The sequence below is a fragment of the Actinocrispum sp. NPDC049592 genome, assembly GCF_040675465.1.
Classification (GTDB): Bacteria; Actinomycetota; Actinomycetes; order Mycobacteriales; family Pseudonocardiaceae; genus Kibdelosporangium.
This window is the reverse complement of record NZ_JBFAPA010000002.1, coordinates 21,363-45,779: the sequence shown is the minus strand read 5'-3', so window position 1 is coordinate 45,779 and position 24,417 is coordinate 21,363. Positions and strand designations below refer to the sequence as shown.

The window sequence follows — 24,417 nt, the reverse complement described above, 5'->3', positions numbered from 1 at the left end:
GAATCCTTCCCCGGGTTGTCAGCTGCCGAGCTGGGTGTCGATGAACGCGAACAGCTCGTCGTCGGTGGCTGTGGGCATCAGGTGCTCGGTCGCGGCCGGCACGGCCACCTTCGCCATCAGCGCCTGCAGGTGACCGGCGACGCGTTCCCGGTCCGTGTCAGCCATCGCGTCGAGCATGTCCGCCATCCGTTCCAACTCAGCGACAAGCGCATCCGCGCTAGTCCGGCTCTCACCGGTTGATTCTTCGGCAGACCGGCTGGCAGATTGCCCAGTGAACTGGCCGACCAGGTGATCGGCGAGGGCCTGTGGCGTCGGGTGGTCGAACACCAGCGTGGCCCGCAGACGCAGGGCCGTGGCGGCCGACAGGCGGTTACGGAACTCAACGGCGACAAGGGAATCGAAGCCCAGGTCCTTGAACGCCCTCGTGGGTTGCACGAGATCCGCGGACTCGTAGCCGAGCACGCTGGCCGCGTGCCCACGAACGAGCGATAGCAGGCGCTGCCTGCGCTCGTCTTCAGGCATGGCCGCCAGGGCCGCGGATTCGTTGGCCGTGGCCGGACGACGGGCCGCCGCGCGGACCAGACCACGCATCAGCGGTGGCAGGCCACCGGATTCGGCGGCCTCATGCAGGAGTTCGCCGTTCATCTTGGCCGTCACCATGACCGGGCCGGACCGCAGCGCCGCATCGAACAACGCCAATGCTTCCCCGCTCCGCATCGCCGTCGTACCACCGCGAGCCATGCGAGCCAGGTCGCTGTCGGTCAGGTTTCCAGTCAGGCCACTGCGTTCCGCCCACAGACCCCAAGCCATCGAGGTCGCTGCGAGCCCTCGCTGCCGGCGCTGGTGCGCCAGAGCGTCGAGCCAGGCGTTGGCGGCGGCGTAGTTGCCCTGCCCCGGTGCGCCGAATGTCGTCGCCGCGGAGGAGAACAGCACGAACGCGCTGAGGTCCATACCTTCGGCCAGGTCGTGCAGGTTCTGCGCGCCGATGACCTTCGGCCGCAGAACCTTCTCGATCTGCCCGGGCGTCAGGGTTTCGATCAGGCCGTCGTCCAGTTCACCGGCCGTGTGGACGACTCCGGTCAGCTGCACGCCGTCCAGCAAGGCGGCCAAGGCATCCCGGTCGGCCACATCGCAGGCGACCGCGGTGACCTGGTCCAGTCCTTCCGCGAACGGGCTGATCCGTCCGCTGCGGCTGGCCAGCAAGACCTTGCCCACGCCGTGTTCCGTGATCAGGTGCCGGGCGACCAGACCGCCGAGCGTTCCGGACCCACCGGTGACCAGGACCGTCCCTTCCGGGGCGAACACCGGCTCGGTGTCCTCCGGCGCCTTGGCCCGGGCGAGCCTCGGCGCGTAGGCCTTGCCTTCCCTGATGGCCAGCTGCGGTTCGTCCGCAGCCACGATCTCCGCGTCCGGGTCGTCCACATCGATCAGGACGAACCGGTCGGGGTGCTCGGACTGGGCGCTTCGGACCAGGCCCCAGACCGCTGCCTGGTTCAGGTTTTTGACGCCCTCGTCGCCGATCGCCACCGCGCCTTGGGTCACGATCGCCAGGCGCGAGTTCTCGGTGCCCTGCAGCCACTCCTGGATCGTGCCCAGGACCTGCGCGAGGACCTCGGTCAGCGTGCCGCTGTCGGGAGCCCGCGAGATCACCAAGTCCGTTGCCGGAGTGGTGGTCACCGTCGTCCAGTCCACAGTGAACAGGGCGTTGTGAGTCGGGTCGCCGAGTTGCTGGGACGAAACCGGTCGGGACACGAGCGACTCGACGGTGATCACCGGCGAGCCCACTTCGTCCGTCGCCGTCATCGAAACAGCGTTTTGACCGGCTGCGCCGAGACGCACTCGCAGGACCGAGGCGCCGGTGGTGCGCAGGCTGACGCCGTTCCAGGTGAACGGCAGCACCCCGCCCGAGCCTTCGCCCTCGAACACCGCGCCGGCCGGGTGCAGGGCCGCGTCCATCAGCGCCGGGTGGATGCCGAACCCGCTCGCATCCGCGCCCTCAGGCAACCTGATCTCCGCGAAGACCTCGTTCTCCAGCTTCCAGACCGCGGTCAGGCCACGGAACACCGGCCCGTAGTACAACCCGCCTGCGCCCATACCCGCGTAGAACTGTTCCACGGCCATCTCGGCCGCGCCCGCCGGTGGCCACTCGCTCGGAGCGGACACAGTGGACGGTTCCGAGGCGACGAGGGTGCCGCTGGCATGCCGTGTCCACGGCTCGCCGGGTCGTTGCGAGTGGATGCTCACCGGCCGTCCGCCGGTCGGGTCCGGCGCACCGACCAGGACCTGGAGCTGGACCGCGACATCCTCGGTGAGGATCAGCGGCGTCTCCAGGGTCAGCTCCTCGACCCGGTCCAGACCAGCCTCGTCGCCGGCGCGCAGGGCCAGCTCCAGATAGCCGGTGCCAGGCAGGATCACAGTGCCCTGCACGGCGTGGTCGGCCAGCCAGGGGTGGGTGCGCAGCGAGATCCGGCCGGTCATCAGGAACTCGTCCGATGCGGGCAGGGCAACCGCCGCACCCACGAGCGGGTGCCTGGTCGACTCCAGGCCAACCGACGCGATGTCCCCGGCGACTGCGGTGCGCTCCGGCCAGTAACGCTTGTGCTGGAAGGCGTACGTGGGCAGCTCGACCCGGCGTCCACCCGGGAATGCCCACTTCACCGGCACTCCGCGCACGAACAGCTCCGCCGCGGAGGTCAGGAACCGGCCCAGGTCACCGTTGTCGCGACGGAGGGTTCCGGTCGTGACGGCGATGGCGTCGGCCTCGTCGATGATCTCCTGAACCGCCATGGTCAGCACCGGATGCGAGCTGACCTCGACGAACACGCGGTGCCGTTCGGCGATCAGGGCCCGGATCGAGGGTTCGAACTCCACGCGCTGGCGCAGGTTGCGGTACCAGTACTCGGCATCGAAGCCGGTACCGTCCTCCCACTGCCCGGTCACGGTGGAGAAGAACGGAACCGTCGCCTGCTGCGGCTGGATCGGACCCAGCTCAGCCAACAAATCCCCGCGCAGCCACTCTACGTGTACAGAGTGTGACGCATAGTCCACGGCGACCTTGCGAGCACGGACGTCCTCAGCGGTCAGTTCGGCGTGCAAGGCGTCCAAGGCTTCCAGATCACCGGCGACCACGACCGATCGTGGCCCGTTCACCGCGGCAACCGAAAGGCGGTTGTCCACACGGGACTCGACGTCAGCCAGCGGGAGCGCGACCGACATCATCCCGCCCTGTCCGGCGAGAGTCCGCGCGATCGCCTGGCTGCGCAGCGCGACCACCCGGGCACCGTCCTGAAGCGACAATGCCCCGGAGACCACGGCCGCCGCGATCTCACCCTGCGAGTGGCCGACGACCGCGTCAGGCTTGACGCCGTACGACTGCCACATCGAGGCCAGCGCGATCATCACGGCCCAGGAAGCGGGCTGGACCACGTCGACTCGGTCGAGGTCCTGGCTTTTCCGCAGGACATCCAGCAAAGACCAGTCCACGAACGGGTTCAGCGCCGCAGCACACTCGGCCAGCCGCTCGGCGAACACCGGCGAGTCCAGCAACTGGGCACCCATGCCCACCCACTGGGCACCCTGACCAGGGAACACGAACACAGTCTTGCCGTCGACATCGGCGACACCCTGAACCGCCGACGATGGTTCGCCCGCGGCCAAGGCACTCAGCCCGTCGCCGAGAACGACCGCCCGGTGCTCGAATGCCGTCCTACCGGCCAGCGAGAACCCGACATCGACCGGGTTCAAACCGTTCACGTGCTCCAGCAGGCGCTGAGCCTGAGCCCGCAAGGCATCCTCGGTCTTGCCGGACACGATCCACGGCACGAGCGCGGATTCACGCGGAGTGTCGTCGACCGGCACAGCGGGTGCCTGCTCGATGATCACGTGTGCGTTGGTGCCGCTGACACCGAACGAGGACACGGCCGCCCGGCGCGGACGTCCGGTCTCCGGCCAGGCGGTCTCCTCGGTGAGCAGCGAGATCGAGCCGCTCTCCCAGTCCACATGCGACGAAGGAGCGTCGATGTGCAGGGTCTTCGGGACGACCCCGTTGCGGAGGGCCAGCACCATCTTGATCACACCGGCGATACCGGCAGCGGCCTGGGCGTGGCCGATGTTGGACTTGACCGACCCCAGCAGCAGCGGCGTCTCCCGATCCTGACCGTAGGTCGCGAGCAGCGCCTGCGCCTCGATCGGGTCACCCAGCGTGGTGCCAGTTCCATGCGCCTCAACTACGTCAACATCCTTTGTGGACAGACCGGCCGTCGCAAGCGCCGCGCGGATCACACGCTGCTGCGATGGACCATTCGGCGCGGTGAGGCCATTGGAGGCGCCGTCCTGATTGATCGCCGAACCCCGGACCACCGCAAGGACTTCGTGCCCATTGCGGCGGGCATCCGAAAGTCGTTCGACCATCACCAGACCGACACCCTCGGACCAGCCAGCACCAGCGGCGGAGTCCGAGAAGGAACGGCAGCGACCATCCTGAGAAGACCCGTCGGCCAGTCCAAGATCACCGAACGCGACCGGAGTGGCCATCATGCAGACACCACCGGCGAGCGCCAGCGTGGCCTCGCCCGACCGGACGGCCTGAGCGGCCCATTGCAGCGCAACCAAGGACGACGAGCACGCAGTGTCCACCGTGATCGCCGGGCCTTCCAGACCCAGCACATAAGCAATGCGACCCGACACCACGCTCATCGAGTTGCCGGTCACCAGATGACTGCCCAACTCGGCCGGTGCGGTGTAACCGAGGCCAGAAGCGCCGACGAACACACCGGTCTTGCTGCCGCGCAATGTGGTCGGGTCGATGCCCGCCTGCTCAAAGGTTTCCCACGCGGTCTCCAGCAACAGCCGTTGCTGCGGGTCCATCGCCAGGGCCTCACGCGGTGAGATACCGAAGAAGCCCGGGTCGAAGTCGGCCGCGTTGTCCAGGAACCCGCCCAGGGACAGCGATCCCGGCGGGATGTCCCAGCCGCGGTCGGCCGGCAGCGGCGTGATCGCGTCCACGCCATCGGACACCAGCCGCCACAGGTCCTGCGGCGAGGTGACACCGCCGGGGAACCGGCACGCCATGCCGACGATGACGATCGGGTCGTTGGGGTCGTGCGCCGCGCCCGGCCCGGCGACCGCCGGCGCCTCGTCCGGCAGGTCCATCAGCTCGCCGACCAGGTAGCCGGCCAGCACCACCGGCGTTGGGTAGTCGAAGATCATCGTCGCCGGGAGCCGGAGACCAGTGGCCGTGCTGAGCCGGTTGCGCAGTTCGACCGCGGTCAGCGAGTCGAAGCCCAGCTCCTTGAACTCCTTCTGGACATCCACCTCGTCCGAGTCGTGACCGAGAACCGCACAGACCTGCGCCCGGATCACGTCCACGACAAGCCTCGCGCGCCCGTCCTCGGCGGTCGCCTTCAGCTTGGTGAGCAGGCCGGACGCCACCGGAGCCTTGGCCCGGCGGGACCGCCCAGTGGTCGGGACCACTGCGCTGAGCAGCGGCGGAACGCCTACGTTCCGCAATGTGGCCAGGTCGAGCAGGGCCGCGATGACCACGGGCTGGTCAGTCGTCCCGGCCAGGTCGAACATCGCCAGACCGCGCTCGGCTGGGATCAGCTTCAGGCCCGACGCGCCAGATCGTTGCACCACCTGGTCGTTCGCCGCGGTCATGCCGCTGTCCGCGACCCACGGACCCCATACGATCGCCTGACCAGGCAGCCCGCGAGCCATCCGAAGCTGCGCCAGCGCGTCCTGGAACGCGTTCGCCGCGGCGTAGTTGCCGAGGCCCGGGCCGCCGATCACGCCGGACACCGAGGAGTACATGACGAACGCGGCCAGGTCGAGATCCTGCGTGAGTTCGTGCAGGTACCAGGCACCGATGGCCTTCGGGCCAAGGACCGTCGCCATGCGTTCGGGCGTCAGCAGATCGATGATGCCGTCGTCGAGTGCGGCCGCCGCGTGGATCACAGCAGTGAGGTTCTCGGTGCCCTGCACGAGTTCTGTAACAGCGTCTCGGTTGGACAGATCGCAGGCCACCACGTCGACATCGGCGCCGTGCGCGATGAGCTCTGCCTGCAGCTCCAGAGCGCCGGGAGCCTCCAGGCCACGACGGCTGACCAGCACGAGCTTGCGAATGTCCCGTGTGGACACGATGTGCCGGGCCAGCTGTGCGGCCAGGCCACCGGTGCCGCCGGTGATCAGCACCGTGCCGTCGGGATTCCACTCGGCCGGCGTGGTCTCGGTCCGGACCATCGGAACCAGGCGAGCCACGCGGACCTCGCCACCGCGGACAATGGACTGCGGCTCCGCGGTGGAGATCGGCGGCAGGTTCTCGTCGTCGACGTCGACCAGGGCGAACCGGCCCGGCTGCTCGGCCTGGGCCGACCGGACCAGACCCCACACGGCCGACGCGGCGACATCGTTTCCGTCGACCGCGCCCTGTGTGACGAACACCAGGCGGGAGTCGGCAAGCCGCTCGTCACTGATCCACATCTGCAGCAGCCGCAGCACCTTCGAGGTCAGCTCCTGCACCGCCTCAGGCACATCAACGCCTTCCGGCGCGACCACTCGTACCGTCGCGATCGCGGGCGCATCGACGACCTCATCGACATCGAGACCGATGGTGTCCACTTGCGACAGATCGAGGTCGCCCTGAGGGCCAGGTACCCAGTCAAGGCGGTACATCGAGTCGAACTCGTTGGTGGCGAGCATGTCTGCGGACACTGCCCGCGTGACAACCGACTGTGCCGAGTAGACCGGTGTCATGGCTGTGTCGACGGCGTCCACGGTCACCGAGTCCGGGCCGCTCTTGGCCATGCGGACGCGGATCTCGTTGGCGCCGCTGGCGAACAGCGAGACGCCACCCATCGAGAACAGCAGCCGTCCGCCATCGCCGCCCATATCCACAAAGGACAACGCATGCATGACCGCGTCGAGCAGAGCGGGGTGGATGCCATAGGCCGCAGCATCCTCGACGTGGTCGGGCAGAGCGATCTCGGAGAAGACCTCGCCATCCCGCGTCCACACCCGGCGCAGGCCTTGGAACGTCGGGCCGTAAGCGGCGCCACCGTCGGCCATCTTGTCGTAGATGTCCTCGATGTCCTGCTCCTGAGCGCCCGTTGGCGGCCAGGTGTCCGGCCGGAAGCCGGGTTCGGTGGCACCGGTCGCCAGCGAGCCGCTGGCGTGCCGGACCCACTCGCCGGCATCCGGGGTGCGCGAGAAGATACCCAGCTCGCGGCGGCCGTTGTCGTCCGGACCAACCCAGACCTGCACCGCGACCGGGTCGTTGCCGGGCATGATCAGCGGGACGCCCATGGTCAGTTCCTCGACCACATCGCATTCGACCTGGTCGGCCGCGCGAACGGCCAGCTCCAGGAACCCACTGCCCGGGAACAGGATCGCGCCGCCGACGTTGTGGTCGGCGAGCCACGGGTGCGTGGTCAACGAGATCCGGCTGGTGAACAGCACTCCGCCGGACTCGGCCAGCTCGGCCGCCGCACCCAGCAACGGGTGGTCGGCCGCGGTCAGGCCCAGGGCGGCCGGATCCGAGCCATGCGACTCGTTGTGTGACCAGTAACGCTTGCGCTGGAAGGCATACGAGGGCAGCGGCACCTGACGGGCACCTGACCCGGCGAACACCGCGGCCCAGTCCACTTTGCCACCGCGGACGAACAGCTCGGCCAGCGAGGTGACGAACCGCTCCAGATCGCCGTTGTCACGGCGGAGCGAACCGACCGCGACCGCCTTGACCTCGGCGTCGTCGATGATCGACTGGATCCCCATGGTGACTACGGGATGCGGGCTGACCTCCACGAACATCCGGTGCCGCTGGTCGAGCAGCGCCCGGATCGCGGGCTCGAACGCCACGCGCTGACGCAGGTTCCGGTACCAGTAGCCGGCGTCGAACTCCTGGCCATCGGCCCACTCGCCCGTGACGGTCGAGAAGAACGGCACAGACGCCGTGCGAGGCTGGATCTCTGCCAGGGTGGTCAGCAGTTCGTCCTGCAGCAGTTCGACATGGGCCGAGTGCGAGGCGTAGTCCACCGCGATCTTGCGGACCCGCACCTCCTCGGAGGTCAGCTCGTTGAACAAAGTGTCCAGGGCATCCGGGTCACCGGCGACCACAATGGACGTCGGCCCGTTCACCGCCGCCACCGACACGCCTTCCGGCAGCCGGGGCTCGATCTCGGCGAGCGGCAGGGCCACGGACATCATCCCGCCTCGACCGGCCAGCGTCTGGGCGATCGCCTGGCTTCGCAATGCAACCACTTTGGCACCGTCCTCAAGCGACAGTGCTCCGGCCACGACAGCGGCAGCGATCTCACCCTGCGAATGACCCACGACTGCATCCGGGCGAACGCCATAGGATCGCCAAACTTCGGCCAGGGCGACCATCACGGCCCACGAAGCGGGTTGAACGACATCCACCCGGTCCAGATCCCGGCCCTCACGCAGAACATCCAGCAGCGACCAGTCGGTGTACGAAGCCAGGGCCGCCGCACACTCGGCGATCCGCTCTGCGAACACCGGTGACTCGTCCAGCAACTGCGCGCCCATGCCGACCCACTGCGCCCCCTGGCCTGGGAACACGAACACCCGCTTACCCGTGACGTCCGCGAGGCCTTCGATCACGCCACCGGACGGTTCGCCGTCGGCCAGCGCCCGGATCCCGGTGGGCAGGTCGCCGACCACCACAGCGCGGTGGTCGAACGACGTCCGTGAAGTGGCCAGCGAGAACCCGATGTCGGCCGGGTCTCCGTCCACAGCGGACAACCGCTCGGCCTGAGCCCGCAGTGCCGCCTCGGTCTTGGCGGACACGACCCACGGCACGGTCGGCAGAGTCACGTCTTCGCGTGGCTCGTCGGCTTCTTCGTACTGCTCGAAGATGGTGTGCACGTTGGTGCCGCTCACACCGAAGGACGACACACCCGCGCGGCGCGGACGGCCGTTCTCCGGCCACGGCTGGTTCTCCAGCAACAGTTCGACTGCGCCTGCGGTCCAGTCCACTGCGGTGGTCGGCTTGTCCACGTGCAACGTCTTGGGCAAAACACCGTTCCGCAACGCCAGCACCATCTTGATCACGCTCGCCGCACCCGCTGCGGACTGGAGGTGACCGATGTTCGACTTGACCGACCCCAGCCACAGCGGCTTCTCCCGGTCCTGGCCGTAGGTGGCCAGCAGAGCTTGAGCCTCGATCGGATCACCCAGGGTGGTGCCGGTGCCGTGCGCCTCGACAGCGTCAACGTCCGCGGGCGCCAGTCCGGCATTGGCCAGGGCGTGGCGGATCACGCGTTGCTGCGATGGGCCATTCGGAGCAGTCAGGCCGTTCGACGCGCCGTCCTGGTTCGTGGCCGAACCGACCATCAGCGCCAGTACAGGGTGACCGTTGCGGCGAGCGTCGGACAGGCGCTCCAACATGACCAGGCCGACGCCCTCACCGGTGCCCATACCCGCTGCGGTGTCAGCGAAAGCGTGGCACCGGCCATCGCCGGACCAACCGCCGACCGCGTCGAACTGGGACATCGAGGCCGGCGTGACCATCACCGTCACACCACCGGCCAGTGCCAGGTCGCAGTCTCCACTTTGGAGGGACCGCGCGGCCATGTGGATCGCGGTCAGCGCGGACGAGCAGGCCGTGTCGAGGGTGACCGCCGGGCCTTCCAGACCGAGGGTGTAGGCGATCCGGCCGGAGATGACGCTGGTCAGGTGACCGGTCATGGCATTGCTGGACGCGTCCGCCGAAGGTGTGTAACCGCTGGACGATGAGCCGACGAAGACACCGGTCTGGGTGCCGCGCAGGCTTCCCGGCGTGATCCCGGAGTTTTCGATGGCCTCCCAGGACGCCTCCAGTACCATCCGCTGCTGCGGGTCCATGCCGACCGCCTCTTTCGGCGGGATGCCGAAGAATGCGGCGTCGAACTCGGCGGCGTCGTAGACGAACCCGGCCTGATATCCCTTCGTGGGATCGAGATCCCAGCCGCGGTCCGTCGGGATGGGACCGACCGCGTCGACGCCGTTGACGACCAGCTGCCAGAAGTCCTCCGGCGACTCGACGCCCCCGGGGAACCGGCAGCTCATGCCGACGACCGCGATCGGGTCGGTGGACACGCCCCGCCGCTTGATCACGACATCCCGTTGGTCGCCGAGCAACTCGGCGAGCAGGAACTCGGCGAGCACCACCGGCGTCGGGTAGTCGAACACGAGCGTGACCGGGAGGTTCAGACCGGTCTTGGCCTTGAGCCGGTTGGCCAGCTGCACCGCGGTCAGCGAGTCGAAACCGATCTCCTTGAACGCCTTCGCGGCCTCCACGTCCTCGGCCGACTCGAACTGGAGCACCGTGGCGACCTGCGCCTGCACGAGTTCGACGAGGTGGTCCAGACGTTCGTCCGTCGGCATGGCCAGCAAGCCGTCCCGCAGCTCGCCGCCCTCCTCGCCGAGGTCCTGCGGCTCAATGGTCTGCTGCCAGCGGACCTCGTTCGGAACAGCGTCCGGCCAGTACCGGTTGCGCTGGAAGGCATATGTGGGCAGGGCGACTCGGCGTCCGCCAGGGAACTCCCAGCGCACCGGCAGACCGCGCACGTACAGCTCGGCCGCCGAGGTCAGGACCCTTGTCAGGTCACCGTTGTCGCGGCGAAGTGTTCCGGCGACCGCCGCCTCGGTCGCGGTCTCCTGGATGCTCGCCACGAGCACCGGGTGCGGGCTGACCTCGACGAAGAACCGGAAGCCCGCGGCGTACAGCGACCGGATCGCGGGCTCGAACTCCACCCGCTGGCGCAGGTTGCGGTACCAGTACGCGGCATCGAAGCCGCTGCCGTCGGCCCAGTCACCGGTCACCGTGGAGAAGAACGGAACGGTGGAGGCCTGCGACTGGATCATCAGGTCTGCCAGGAGTTCCGCTTCGATCAACTCGACGTGCGCCGAGTGTGAGGCATAGTCCACGGCGATCTTGCGAACCCGGACCTCCTCGGCCGTCAGCTCGGCGAACAGCGCGTCCACGGCCTCTGGCTCACCCGCGACGACCACCGAATTCGGCCCGTTGATCGCGGCGATAGACAGGCCCTCAGGCAGCCGGGGTTCGATGGCGTCCACCGACAAGGCGACGGACATCATCGCGCCGCGGCCGGCGAGCGTCCGCGCAATCGCTTGGCTCCGTCGGGCGACCACCCGAGCACCGTCCTGGAGAGACAGTGCGCCGGAGACGACCGCTGCCGCGATCTCGCCCTGCGAGTGGCCGACCACCGCATCGGGCTGCACGCCGTATGCCTGCCAGACTTCAGCCAGGGCAACCATCACGGCCCAAGAAGCCGGTTGGACCACATCGACCCGGTCCAGCTCCCGGCCCGCTCGCAGAACATCCAGCAGCGACCAGTCCACATAGGCGTCCAGAGCAGCCGCGCACTCGTTGATCCGCTCGGCGAAGACCGGCGACTCGTCCAGCAACTGGGCACCCATGCCCACCCACTGAGCACCTTGACCAGGGAAAACGAACACCGTCCGGCCGACGACATTCGCCACGCCCTCGACGAGGTTGGCGTGCGGCTCATCCTTGCTCAGTGCCTCAACGCCGGCACGCAGTTCATCCTTGGCACTGCCGATCACAACCGCTCGACGCTCGAACGCCGACCGCGTGGACGCCAGCGAGAACCCGACGTCGACCGGGTCAGCGTCCACAGTGGCCAGACCTTCGGCCTGAGCCCTCAGGGCCTTGACGGACTTGCCCGAGATCACCCATGCGACCGGACCGGCACCCTTCTCGGGCTCGGCCTCTTCGGGTGTCTCGGGGGCTTGCTCCAGGATCATGTGCGAGTTGGTGCCGCTGATCCCGAACGACGACACGGCCACTCGGCGGGCTCGGTTGATCTCGGGCCACTCGGTGGTCTCGGTCAGCAGCTCGATGTCACCCTCGGTCCAGTCCACATGGGACGTCGGCGCGTCGACGTGCAGGGTCTTGGGCAGCACACCGTGCCGGAGCGCCTCGACCATCTTGATCACACCGGCGATACCGGCCGCTGCCTGGGTGTGACCGATGTTCGACTTGATCGACCCCAGGAACAGCGGGTTCTCCCGGTCCTGGCCGTAGGTGGCCAGCAGGGCCTGCGCCTCGATCGGGTCACCCAAAGTGGTGCCAGTGCCGTGCGCCTCGACGGCGTCGATGTCCGAAGGGGACAGACCGGCGCGGCCCAGCGCGGCCCGGATGACGCGTTGTTGCGATGGGCCATTCGGAGCAGTCAGACCGTTGGAAGCGCCGTCCTGGTTAATCGCGGAGCCCTTGACCACCGCGAGGACGTCGTGCCCGTTGCGGCGAGCGTCGGAAAGCCGTTCCACCAGAACCAGACCGACACCCTCGGACCAGCCGGTGCCCGAAGCGGCGTCGGCGAAGGCCCGGCAGCGGCCGTCGTTGGCGAGCCCGCCCTGCTGGGTGAAGTCGGCGAAGATGCCTGGCGTGGCAAGGACACAGACGCCACCGGCGACGGCGAGAGAGCATTCACCGTTGCGCAGCGCCTGAACCGCCCAATGCAGAGCCACCAACGACGACGAACACGCGGTGTCCACAGTGATCGCCGGACCTTCGAGGCCCAGCGTGTAGGCAACGCGGCCGGAGATCACGCTTGTGGCCGTGCCGGTGATGCCGTGGCCGAGAACCTCGATCGGCGGCGTGTAGCGATAGCTCGCCGCACCAACGAAAACGCCGGTATCCGTGCCACGCAACGAGGTCGGGTCGATCCCGGCCCGTTCGAAGGTCTCCCACGCGGTTTCGAGAACGAGACGCTGCTGCGGGTCCATCGCCAGCGCCTCACGCGGGGAGATGCCGAAGAAGCCGGCGTCGAACTCGGCGGCTTTGTCCAGGAACCCGCCCATCGCGGTCGAGGAGGCACCGAACTTGGTGCCTTCGGGGTCGTAACCGCCGTCCAGGTCCCAGCCGCGGTCGGTCGGGAACGGCCCGATCGCGTCGGTGCCGTCCATCAGCATCCGCCACAGGTCGTCCGGCGACTCGACACCACCAGGGAACCGGCAGCCCATGCTGACGATGACGATCGGGTCGTCGTCCACGACCTGCCCGATCGCCCGGGTCGTCACGCCTGACCCGTCGCCCATCAACTCGGCCAGCAGGTACGAGGCCAGGATCGACGGCGTCGGGTAGTCGAAGACAAGCGTTGCGGGCAACCGCAGACCGGTCGCTCCATTGAGGAGGTTACGCAGCTCGACCGCGGTCAGCGAGTCGAAACCAAGTGCCCGGAACTCACGGCTGGTGTCCACAGTGGCCGGTGTGGCGTGACCGAGGACGGCAGCAGCCTGCTCGCGGACGAGGTCCTCGATCAGCCGGAACCGGTCGTTCTCGGGCAGTCCGGCGAGGCGAGCGACCAGAGTCGTTGACGTGAACGAAGCCTTGCCCGCGGCCCGGCGCTTGCCACCGACAAAGCCGCGCAGCACAGCGGGAACGTCTCGCTGAGTGCGCAGAGCCTGCAGGTTCAGACGCAGTGGTACGACCACCGGGTCGACCGACCGCACGGCCGCGTCGAACAATGCGAGGCCTTCGTCGACGTCGATCGGCGGCAGGCCGGAGTTGCGGAACCGCTGGATGTCAACCTCGGTCAGGCGGCTCGCCATGCCGATCTCGGTCGTCCACGGGCCCCACACCAGGGAAGCCGCTGGCAGACCGAGCGAGGCGCGGTGTGTCGCGAGGCCATCGAGGAAGGCGTTGGCCGCCGAGTAGTTGCCCTGACCGGGGCTTCCGGTGGCGCCGGCCACCGACGAGAACAGGATGAACGCGGCCAGGTCGTGGTCCTTGGTGGCCTGGTGCAGGTTCCACGCACCGGCCGCCTTGGGCAGGATGACCTTCGCCATCCGCTCGGACGTCAACTGTGGGATAACACCGTCATCCACGACCGCCGCCGCGTGAATCACCGCGGTCAACGGATGTTTGGCGACCAGTTCGCCGACCGCGATGGGAGCGGCCACGTCACACGCCTCGATGCTCACCTCGGCACCGAGCGCGGTCAGCTCTTCCTGCAGCTCAAGCGCTCCGGGTGCCGCCAGGCCGCGCCGACTGGTCAAGACCAGTTTGCGCACACCCTGGGAGGCAAGGTGCCGAGCCAGGTAGGCGCCGATTCCGCCGGTACCACCGGTGATCAGCACCGCACGATCGCGGTCCCAGTCCCCTGGCAGGGTCAGCAGGACCTTGCCATTGGTGGCGTCGAACGCGTCGCGGGCCTTGCGGATGTCCCAGGCCTGGGCGTCCATCGACACCGCGTCCTGCCAGCTCGTCCCTTCCGGCATGACCGCCAGGTACTGCTCGTCGGCGATCGCGAACGGACCAACACCGCCGCTGACCAGGCCGAACACCCGATCACCGGCCCGCAGTCCAGCAACTCCAGGACCGGTCTCGACCACGACACCGGCGGCCTCGTAGTCATCGAGGACATCTCTGGTGGTCACGGCCGCCCGCACGGCGATCCTGACCTCACTCCCACTGAGGTCCGTCGCGGACGACGGCTCGACGTCAAGCGACTCGGTGAGGCGCCACGGCCCGTCGAGCGGGAGCAGCGACCGACTGGTGGTCAGACCCGCGAGACGACCGGCTTTGATAACACCGTCACACACGTAGAGCTGCGGCTCACCAGTGGAAACCGCGGGGCCGACCTGGTCGCGATCGTCGGTGTCGACCAGCACGAACCGATTGGGATTCTCGACCTGTGCGGTCCGGACCAATCCCCACACGGCGGCCGCCGCCAGGTCGCTGCCGTCGACGGCACCGTTGGTCACGAACACCAGGCGGGAGAAGGCAAAACGCTCGTCCGATGCCCAGGCCTGGATCAGTTCCAGCGCCCGGTTGGTCTCCGCGAGCACCGCAGCCGGAACATCCACCCCCTGCTGGCCGTACTCCACTGCCACCACATCGGGAATCTCCTCCAGCGCCAACGGGTCCTGCGCGAACACAACATCCAGCGGCTCGGCGTCCTCGACCGTCACCCAGTCCAGGCGGTACAGCGAGTTCCGAACGGCACGACCACCGTCCTGGGTCAGCTCGCGCTGGTGGTAGGAGACCGCTTCGATGCTCGCCACCGGAGCGCCCTCACCGTCGGCCATTTCAATCGCGACCGTGGTCTCGTCTTTGCGCACCAGGCGAACCCGGAGCACGGACGCCCCGATCGCGGACAGCCCAACGCCCTTCCACGAGTGTGGCGAGCCATCGACCTCGGCTTGCAGAGCGGCATGCAACAACGCTGGGTGAATACCGTAGGCCTCGCCGTCGGAAACCTGGTCCGGCAGAACAACCTCGGCGTAGACCTCGGTGCCGCGGCGCCACAACGCCCGCAGTCCTTGGAACGCGGGACCGTAGTCCAGGGCGTCGTAGAAGCCATCCACATCGGACACGATCGCCCCGGCCGGCGGCCACTGGACGGCGTCAAAGGTCGAGACCAACCGCCCGGAACCGAGCTTGCCGGTCGCATGGTGGGTCCACGGCTCGTCCGGCGAGTCGACCGGACGCGCGTACACGTCGACCAGGCCGTTCGCGACCTTGACCTGCAACGCGATCGCACCCTTGACCACCAGCGGCGTCAGGACCGTCAGCTCGTCCAGGCGATCGCTGCCGACCTGGTCGGCGGCCCGCAGGGCCAGCTCGACGAACGCGGTCTCCGGGAACGTGATCGTGTCGCCAACTCGGTGGTCGGCGAGCCAGGGCTGGGTTCGCACCGACACGGATCCGGTGAGCAACACGCCATCGGAGTCGGCCAGTTGCACAGCCGCGCCGAGCATCGGGTGGTCCGCGGGAAGCAGGCCCAGTCCGGTCGGGTCGCCGTTCCGCGAGGCGGTCTTGGGCCAGTAGTACTCGTGTTGGAAGGCATAAGTCGGCAGATCAACACGTCTGGGGGCGGTGCCCGCGAAGTACGCTTCCCAGTCCACAGTGGAGCCGTTGACTGACAGCGCGCCGATCGCGCCCGCGATCGCCGTCTCCTCACCGCGGTCCTTGCGCTGCACCGGGATCAGTACAGCCTCGTCGGGCAGTGACTCGCGGGCCATCGCGACCAGCACGCCGTCCGGTCCGATCTCGACGAACCGCGTGACGCCGGAGTCACGGACGGACGCGATGTGGTCGGCGAACCGGACGGCCTCCCGGACGTGCCGAACCCAGAACTCGGGGTCGGTGACCGGCGAGACCATCGCGATCGTGGGCTCGTTCAACGTGATGCCGTCGACCACCGCGCGGAACTCGGCCAGCATCGGGTCCATCAGCGGCGAGTGGAACGCGTGCGAGACGGTCAGCCGCCTGGACTTCTCGAATTGCGCGGCGATCGCCAGGACCTCATCCTCGTCACCAGCGATCACCACGGACTCGGGGCCGTTCACCGCCGCGATGCCGACGCGGGCGGTGAGCAGCGGCAGGACCTCTTCCTCGCTGGCACGCAACGAGACCATCGCGCCGCCGGCGGGCAGGGCCTGCATCAACCGGGCGCGGGCGGTGACCAGCGAGCACGCGTCCTCAAGCGAGAACACCCCGGCGACGTGCGCCGCCGCGATCTCGCCGATCGAGTGCCCGATCACATGGTCGGCCCGAACGCCCCACGACTCCAGCAACCGGAACAGCGCCACCTCGAACGCGAACAGCGCCGGCTGCGTGAACTCGGTCTGGCTCAACGCCTCCGCGTCCCCGCCCCACATCACATCGCGCAGCGCAGGGTCCAGACCAGCCAAGATCTCGTCGAAAGCGGTGGCGAACACCGGGAAGCGCGCGTACAGCTCCCGGCCCATCCCAAGCCGCTGCGATCCCTGACCGGTGAACAAAAACGCCGTTCTCATAACAGATCCGGTCGCCACACCTCGGGTAACACTCGCATTGCCCTCGGCCAACGCGGTCAGGCCGGCGACGGCGGACTCGCGGTCCGTAGCCGTGATGGCCGCTCGGTGCTCGAAGGCTGCCCTGGATGTGACCAGGGAGTAGGCGAGGTCCGTGAGGCCATCGTCCACAGCGGACAACAGGCGCTCGGCCTGAGCCCGCAACGCGTTCGGCGTCCGGCCGGACAACACCAGCGGAACAGCCGCCGGAGTGATCTCCGACTCGGCGATCGGTTCGAAGTCGGGGCCCTGCTCGAGGATGACGTGAGCGTTGGTGCCGCTGATGCCGAACGAGGAGATTCCGGCCCGGCGCGGATGCCCGGTCTCCGGCCAGGCGGTCTGCTCGGTGAGCAGCTCGATCGAGCCGGACTCCCAGTCCACATGAGACGTCGGCGAGTCGACGTGCAGCGTCTGGGGCAGCACACCTTCGCGCAGCGCGAACAGCATCTTGATCACACCGGCGATACCTGCGGCCGACTGGGTGTGGCCGATGTTGGATTTCACCGAACCCAGCAGCAACGGTGTTTCGCGGTCCTGACCGTAGGTTGCGAGCAGCGCCTGCGCTTCGATCGGGTCGCCCAAGGCGGTGCCCGTACCGTGCGCCTCGACCGCGTCAACGTCCGAAGCGGACAGTCCGGCGCCTGCCAAGGCCGCGCGAATCACGCGCTGCTGGGAAGGACCGTTGGGAGCGGTGAGGCCATTGGACTCGCCGTCCTGGTTGATCGCCGAACCGCGCAGCACAGCCAGGATCTGGTGACCGTTGCGGATCGCGTCGGACTGGCGCTCCACAACGACAATGCCCGCACCCTCGGACCAGGACGTGCCGTCCGCACCATCCGCGAACGACTTGCAACGACCGTCGGGCGCGATCCCGCCGGTCACACCGGGAGTGATGAACGCGCCCGGAGTGGCCATGACGGTGACGCCACCAGCCAGCGCCAGCGAGCATTCCCCGGCGCGGAGAGCCTGAGCAGCCAGGTGCAGAGCGACCAAAGAAGAAGAACACGCGGTGTCGACGGTCAGCGCGGGACCTTCGATGCCCAGGATGTACGAGACTCGGCCGGAGAGCACGCTGCCCGCGGCGCCGGTTCCGATGAAGCCCAGTGACTCGGGCGGGAACTCGACTCCCGAGCCATAGTCGTGGTAGCTCATCCCCGAGAAGACGCCGGTCTGGCTGCCACGCAGGGAGTTCGGGTCGATCCCGGCCGACTCCAGCGCCTCCCAGGAGATCTCCAGCATGATCCGCTGCTGCGGGTCCATGGACAGCGCCTCACGCGGCGAGATGCCGAAGAAGCCGGCGTCGAAGTCACCCGCGTCGGTCAGGAACCCGCTGTGCTGGCCGGTGAACTGGTCCAGGTCCCAGCCACGGTTGTCCGGGAACGACGTCAGGCCCTCACGGCCCTCGGACACCATCTGCCACAGGTCGGCCGGAGTCCTTACGCCGCCGGGGAACCGGCAGGCCATGCCGACGATCACGATCGGGTCGTCGGTCACCGGTCCCGCGAACGTGACCGCGGTTCCCCGAACCGACTCGCCCACAACGAGTTCGGCCAGCAGGTACTCGGCGACAGCGAGGGGTGTCGGATAGTCGAAGACCAAAGTGGATGGCAACGCCAGTCCAGTGGCCTTGTTCAGCTGGTTGCGCAGCTCGACCGAGGTGAGGGAGTCGAAGCCGAGCTGGCGGAACTCGCGTGCGGTGTCGAGCAGGTCCGGGGAGCTGTGCCCGAGCACGGCGGCGGCGCGCTCGCGTACCACTCCGATCAGGAACTCGATGCGCTCGGCCGGTGACAGATCGCGCAGCCGGTCCTGCAGGGCGATCGTGCCCGCCGAAGACTTCGCCAGCCGCCGGGACTTGGTCGCGCCGACGATGTTGCGCAGCAACGGAGTGACTTCGCCCTGAGACCGCAATGCAGGCAGGTCCAGGCGAACCGTCACACATACTGGCTCATCGGAAAGCATCGAAGTGTCGAACATGGACAGGCCCTGTTCGGCACTGATCGCGGGCACACCCGCTGCCTTCATCCGGGCGACGTCCGCATCGGACAGACCGGCGGTCATACCGCTGCCCGCATGCCAGGGACCCCACACCAGTGAGGTCGCCGGAAGACCTTCAGCAGCTCGCCTTTCGGCCAGCGCGTCCAGGAAAGCGTTCGCGGCGGCGTAGTTGGCCTGGCCGGGGCCGCCCATCGCCCCTGACACTGAGGAAAACAGCACGAACGCGGCCAAACTCCGGTCCTTGGTGGCCTCATGCAGGTACCAGGCCGCGTCGGCCTTGGCCCGCAGCACCGGCGTGAACCGCTCAGGAGTCAGCGTCGCGATCATGCCGTCGTCCAGCACGCCAGCCGTGTGAATCACGACGCTGAGATCAGGTATGCCGTCGATCAGCGTGAAGACCGAGTCTCGATCGGATACATCGCTCGCCACGATGTCGACCTCGGCGCCATGCGCGATCAACTCGGCCTGCAGTTCGAGGGCTCCGGGAGCGTCCATGCCTCGACGGCTGGTCAGCACGAGCTTGCGAACGCCGCGCTCTCCCACCAGATGGCGGGCAAGCTGAGTGGCCAGACCGCCGGTGCCACCGGTGATCAAGACCGTGCCATCCCACTCGGCAGGCATGGTCAGCACAACCTTGCCAATGTGCTTGGCCTGGCTGATGAAGCGGAAGGCGTCGCGCGCCCGGCGCACATCCCAGGTCTGCACCGGCAACGGCCGCAACGAACCGTCCTCGAACAGGGCCAGCAGTTCGGCCAGCATCTCGTGGATCCGGTCCGGTCCCGCGTTCAGGAGGTCGAAGGCGCGATAGTCCACACCGGACTCAGCGCGGATGTCGGTCTTGCCCATCTCCCGGAACCGACCGCCCGGAGCCAGCAACCTCAGCGAGGCGTCGATGAACTCGCCGGACAGCGAGTTCAGCACGACGTCCGCACCGCGACCGCCGGTCACCTCGCGGAACTTCTCCTCGAAGTCCAGCGTGCGTGAGCAAGCGATGTGGTCCTCGGCAACACCTAGCGCCCGCAGCGTGTCCCACTTGCCCTCGCTGGCGGTCGCGAACACCTCCGCGCCCAGGTGCTGGGCCAGCTGGATCGCGGCCATACCAACACCACCGGCACCGGCGTGGATCAGCACCGACTCGCCGGCCCGCAGCGAAGCCAGGTCCTGGAACGCGTAGTAGGCGGTCAGGAACACCAGCGGCACCGAGGCGGCGACGTCGTCCGTCCAGTCCGACGGGACCTTGCCCACCAAACGGTGATCGGCCACGACGACCGGGCCGAACGTCCCGGAAGCCATGGCCAGCACCCGATCGCCCGGACTCAGGCCGGCGACCCCGTCGCCCACCTCCAAGATCACACCGGACAGCTCGATACCGAGGAGACCCGCTTCGCCCGGGTACATCCCAAGAGCGTTCAGCACATCACGGAAGTTCACGCCCGCGGCACGCACACCAATGCGAACCTGGCCTGGCTGCAACGGTTCCTGCACCTCGGGGCACGGCTCAAGGGTGAGGTTGTCCAATGTGCCGCGGCCCGTCGACCCCAGCCGCCACGGCACATCGGCGGGCGGTACCAGACCTGGCCCGGTGGCCAGCGAGGCCAACCGTCCAACATGGACAATACCGTCCCGCACCAGAACCTGCGACTCACCAACGGCCACCGCAGCAGTGACATCATCCGGTATGTCGGTGTCCACGAGCACGAACCGGCCGGGGTTCTCGGCCTGGGCGGTCCGGACCAGTCCCCACACCGCCGCAGCGGCCAGGTCTGAACCGTCGACCGCGCCCTGGGTCACGAAGACGAGCTGCCCCGGCTGCTCGCCCGCGAGCCATTCCTGAACAATGCCAAGCACGCGAGCGGTCTCCGCGTGCACCGAAGCGACAACGTCCTCAGTGCCACCAACGCGAACGACCTCGAACTCAGACGCGCCCTCCGGAGCCTGCGTAGGCACCCACTCCAGGCGGAACACCGGCTCCCGGGCGGCGATCTGCTCGCTGAGTTCGACGAGCACCAGCGACCCGATCGACGCGACCGGCACACCGGTGGCGTCAGCGACCCGCAGCGCGGCGCTCTTGTTGTCCGGTGCGGTCAGGTGCACGCGTAGCGCTCCAGCGCCGGCCGCATGCAGGGTGACCCCGTTCCACCCGAACGGGAACCGTTTCAGCCCAGACGGGTCTTTGTCCACAAAGAACAGTGCGTGCAGGGCTGCGTCCAACAGCGCTGGGTGCAGACCGAACGCCTCGGTGTCGTCGACCGAGTCCGGCGCCGCGACCTCCGCGAAGATCTCCCGGCCGCGCTTCCAGGCCGCCCGCAGGCCCTGGAACGCCGGTCCATAGCTGCTCGTTTCGTAGAAACCGTCCAGGTCACAGGGTTCGGCACCGTCCGGCGGCCACACCGAGACGTCGAACTCATCCACGGCCTGTGCGGGGGCGAGAACGCCGGTGGCGTGCCGGATCCAGTCCTGGTCGACGGCGTCGGCCACGCGGGAGTAGATGCTCAACGACCGGTTCCCGGACTCCTCGGGGGCCCCGATCCACAGCTGCAGCTCGATCGGCTGCGGTCCCAGCGGCAGCGGCGCGCCCAAGGTCAGCTCCTCGACCCGGTCGCAGCCGACCTCGTCACCGGCCCGGATGGCCAGCTCCAGGAACCCGGTGCCGGGGAACAACACCGAGCCGCCGAACGCGTGATCCACCAGCCACGGATGGGTTTCCAGCGAGATCCGGCTGGTGAACAGCACCCCGTCGGAGTCGGCCAGCTCGACGGCCGCACCCAGCAGCGGATGCCGGGCCGGAGAAAGGCCCAGTCCAGTGACATCCCCAGCACGCAGCGAGGTTTTCGGCCAGTACCACTGCTTCTGGAACGCGTACGTCGGCAGGGCCACGCGATTGGCCCCGGTGAAGAAGTTCGGCCAGTCGACGGTCACACCATGTGCGTGCAGCTTGCCCAGCGCGGTGACGACAGCGATCTCCTCGGAGCGGTCCTTGCGCACCAACGGGACCAGTACCTCGTCACCGTTGAGCCGCTCCTGCGCCAACGCGGACAGCACGCCATCCGGCCCTACCTCAACGAGCACACGAACACCCGCGTCGGTCAAGGCAGCAACGGCATCGGCGAACCGCACGGTCTCACGGACGTTGCGCACCCAGTACTCGGGCGAGGACACGTCAGCCAGACCACCGGTCACGGTGGACACGAAAGGGATCTCGCCCTGGTTGAACGAAAGCCCGGACACCCCGGCCCGGAACTCGTCCAGCATCGGGTCCATCAGCGGCGAGTGGAACGCATGCGACACCCGCAGGCGTTTGGACTTCTCGAACCGGTCGCCGATGGCCAGCGCCTCAGCCTCATCCCCGGCGACCACCACCGACCGTGGACCGTTCACTGCCGCGATGCCGACATTCGCGGTCAGCAAAGGCAGAACTTCTTCCTCGGTCGCCCGGATCGCGACCATCGCGCCACCCGTGGGCAGCGCCTGCATCAATCGTGCCCGCGCCGACACCAACGTGCAGGCGTCCGCCAGGGACAGCACTCCAGCGACGTGAGCCGCGGCGACCTCACCGATCGAGTGCCCGGCAACGAAAGCCGGCTTGACACCCCACGACTCCAGCAACCGGTAGGAGGCTACCTCGAAGGCGAACAGCGCGGGCTGCGTGAACCCGGTCTGGTTCAAGGCTTCTTCGTCGGAGCCCCACACGACATCCCGCAACGCCGGGTCGAGCCCGGTCAGCACCGCATCGAAAGCCGTTGCGAACACTGGGAAGCGCGCATACAGGTCACGGCCCATGCCGAGCCGCTGCGATCCCTGACCGGAGAACATGAACGCCAGCCCCGGCCCGGTCTGCGCCAATGCGGCGTCATTCCCTTCGGCAACCGAGCTCAACCCGGCCAGCGCGGTCGGCCAGTCACCGGCGACCACCGAAGCCCGGTACTCGAACGCGGATCGCGTTGTCGCCAGCGAGAAGGCGACGTCCGCGAGGTCGGCCTCCTCGTCCAGTGAGTCCAGCAGCCGGGTCGCCTGCGCCCGCAGCGCCGCCTCGGACCGGCCGGACACAACGAGCGGCACGACCTGCGGCTTCTCGACCGGGATCTCCTCGGCGGTCTCCTCGGACGCCTGCTCGATGATCGTGTGCGCGTTGGTGCCGCTGATACCGAAAGACGAGATCGCCGCCCGACGCACCCGGCCGGCTTCCGGCCACGGCGTGTTCTCGGTGACGAGCCGCACAGAACCCGCGTCCCAGTCCACATTGGATGACGGCGAGGTCACGTGCAGAGTCTTGGGCAGCACGCCGTGCTGCATCGCGCTGACCATCTTGATGACACCCGCGACACCGGCGGCGGCCTGGGTGTGCCCGATGTTGGATTTGATCGACCCGAGCAAAAGCGGGTTCTCGCGGTCCTGGCCGTAGGTCGCGATGAGACCCTGGGCCTCGATCGGGTCGCCGAGGACCGTACCGGTGCCGTGCGCCTCGACCGCATCGACGTCCGAAGTGGACAGACCGGCGCCGGCCAGCGCGGCTTTGATGACTCGTTGCTGGGACGGGCCGTTCGGGGCGGTCAGGCCGTTGGAGGCGCCGTCCTGGTTCACCGCGGAGCCCCGGATGACCGCCAGGACTTGGTGACCGTTGGCGCGCGCGTCGGAAAGCTTCTCCAACACCAGAACGCCGACGCCCTCGGACCAGCCGGTGCCGTCCGCGCTGTCGGAGAACGACTTGCAGCGACCGTCGTGCGCGAGACCGCCCTGGCGCTCGAACTCGTCGAACAGGTCGGGCGTCGCCATCAGGGCGACACCACCGGCGAGCGCCATTGTGCACTCTCCCGCGCGCAGCGCTTGCGTGGCAAGGTGCAGGGCGACCAGGGAGGACGAGCACGCGGTGTCGACGGTCAGGGCGGGGCCGACAAGACCGAGCGTATAGGAGATGCGGCCGGACATCACGCTGGACACCGATCCGGTCAGCATGTGCCCCTGCAGGTCCTCTTCGGACTGGGCCGCGAGGTTGAAGTAGGTGCCCATGGTCGCACCGACGAACACACCGGTCGGGCTGCCGGACAACGACTTCGGATCGATCCCGGCCCGTTCCACCGCCTCCCAGACGGTTTCCAGCAGCAGCCGTTGTTGCGGGTCCATCGCCAGGGCCTCACGCGGCGAGATGCCGAAGAACGCGGCGTCGAACGCGCCCGCGTTGTCGAGGAAACCGCCGGTGCGGCCGGTGTCCTGGCGCCAGCCGCGGTCGGCGGGCAGACCGGAGATCAGGTCGCTCCCGGACGCCACCGCGTCCCACAGCTGCTCGGGCGTGGTCACCCCACCCGGGTAGCGGCAAGCCATGGCCACGATCGCCACCGGCTCCTGCTGGCCGGACTCGACCTGGAGCAGGCGCTGACGCGTCTGGTGCAGGTCGGCTGTGACCCACTTGAGGTAGTCGACCAGCTTCTGGTCTTCCGCCATGGCTATCAGCCTCCGTGTTGCATGCGGTCATCCCTGATCGAAACTGAACAGCCGAAAGCACCCCCAAATTGACTAGAACCCTGGATGAGCACCACGAACTACCCATCCAGCCACCCCACCCACCCACGCCAGATCGCCACTCAATGCGACCTCTCACTTACT

The 24,417-nt window shown here is 68.2% G+C and carries 1 protein-coding gene; it reads right to left on the bottom strand.

Features of this window, described 5'->3' with window-relative positions:
* Window positions 1-18 precede the first annotated feature (18 nt).
* Window positions 19-24,255 carry an SDR family NAD(P)-dependent oxidoreductase gene (locus AB0J95_RS07055; RefSeq protein WP_364753570.1) on the bottom strand — a complete coding sequence of 8,079 codons (24,237 nt, stop codon included), beginning with the start codon at window positions 24,253-24,255 and terminating at the stop codon, window positions 19-21.
* Window positions 24,256-24,417: the final 162 nt, after the last annotated feature.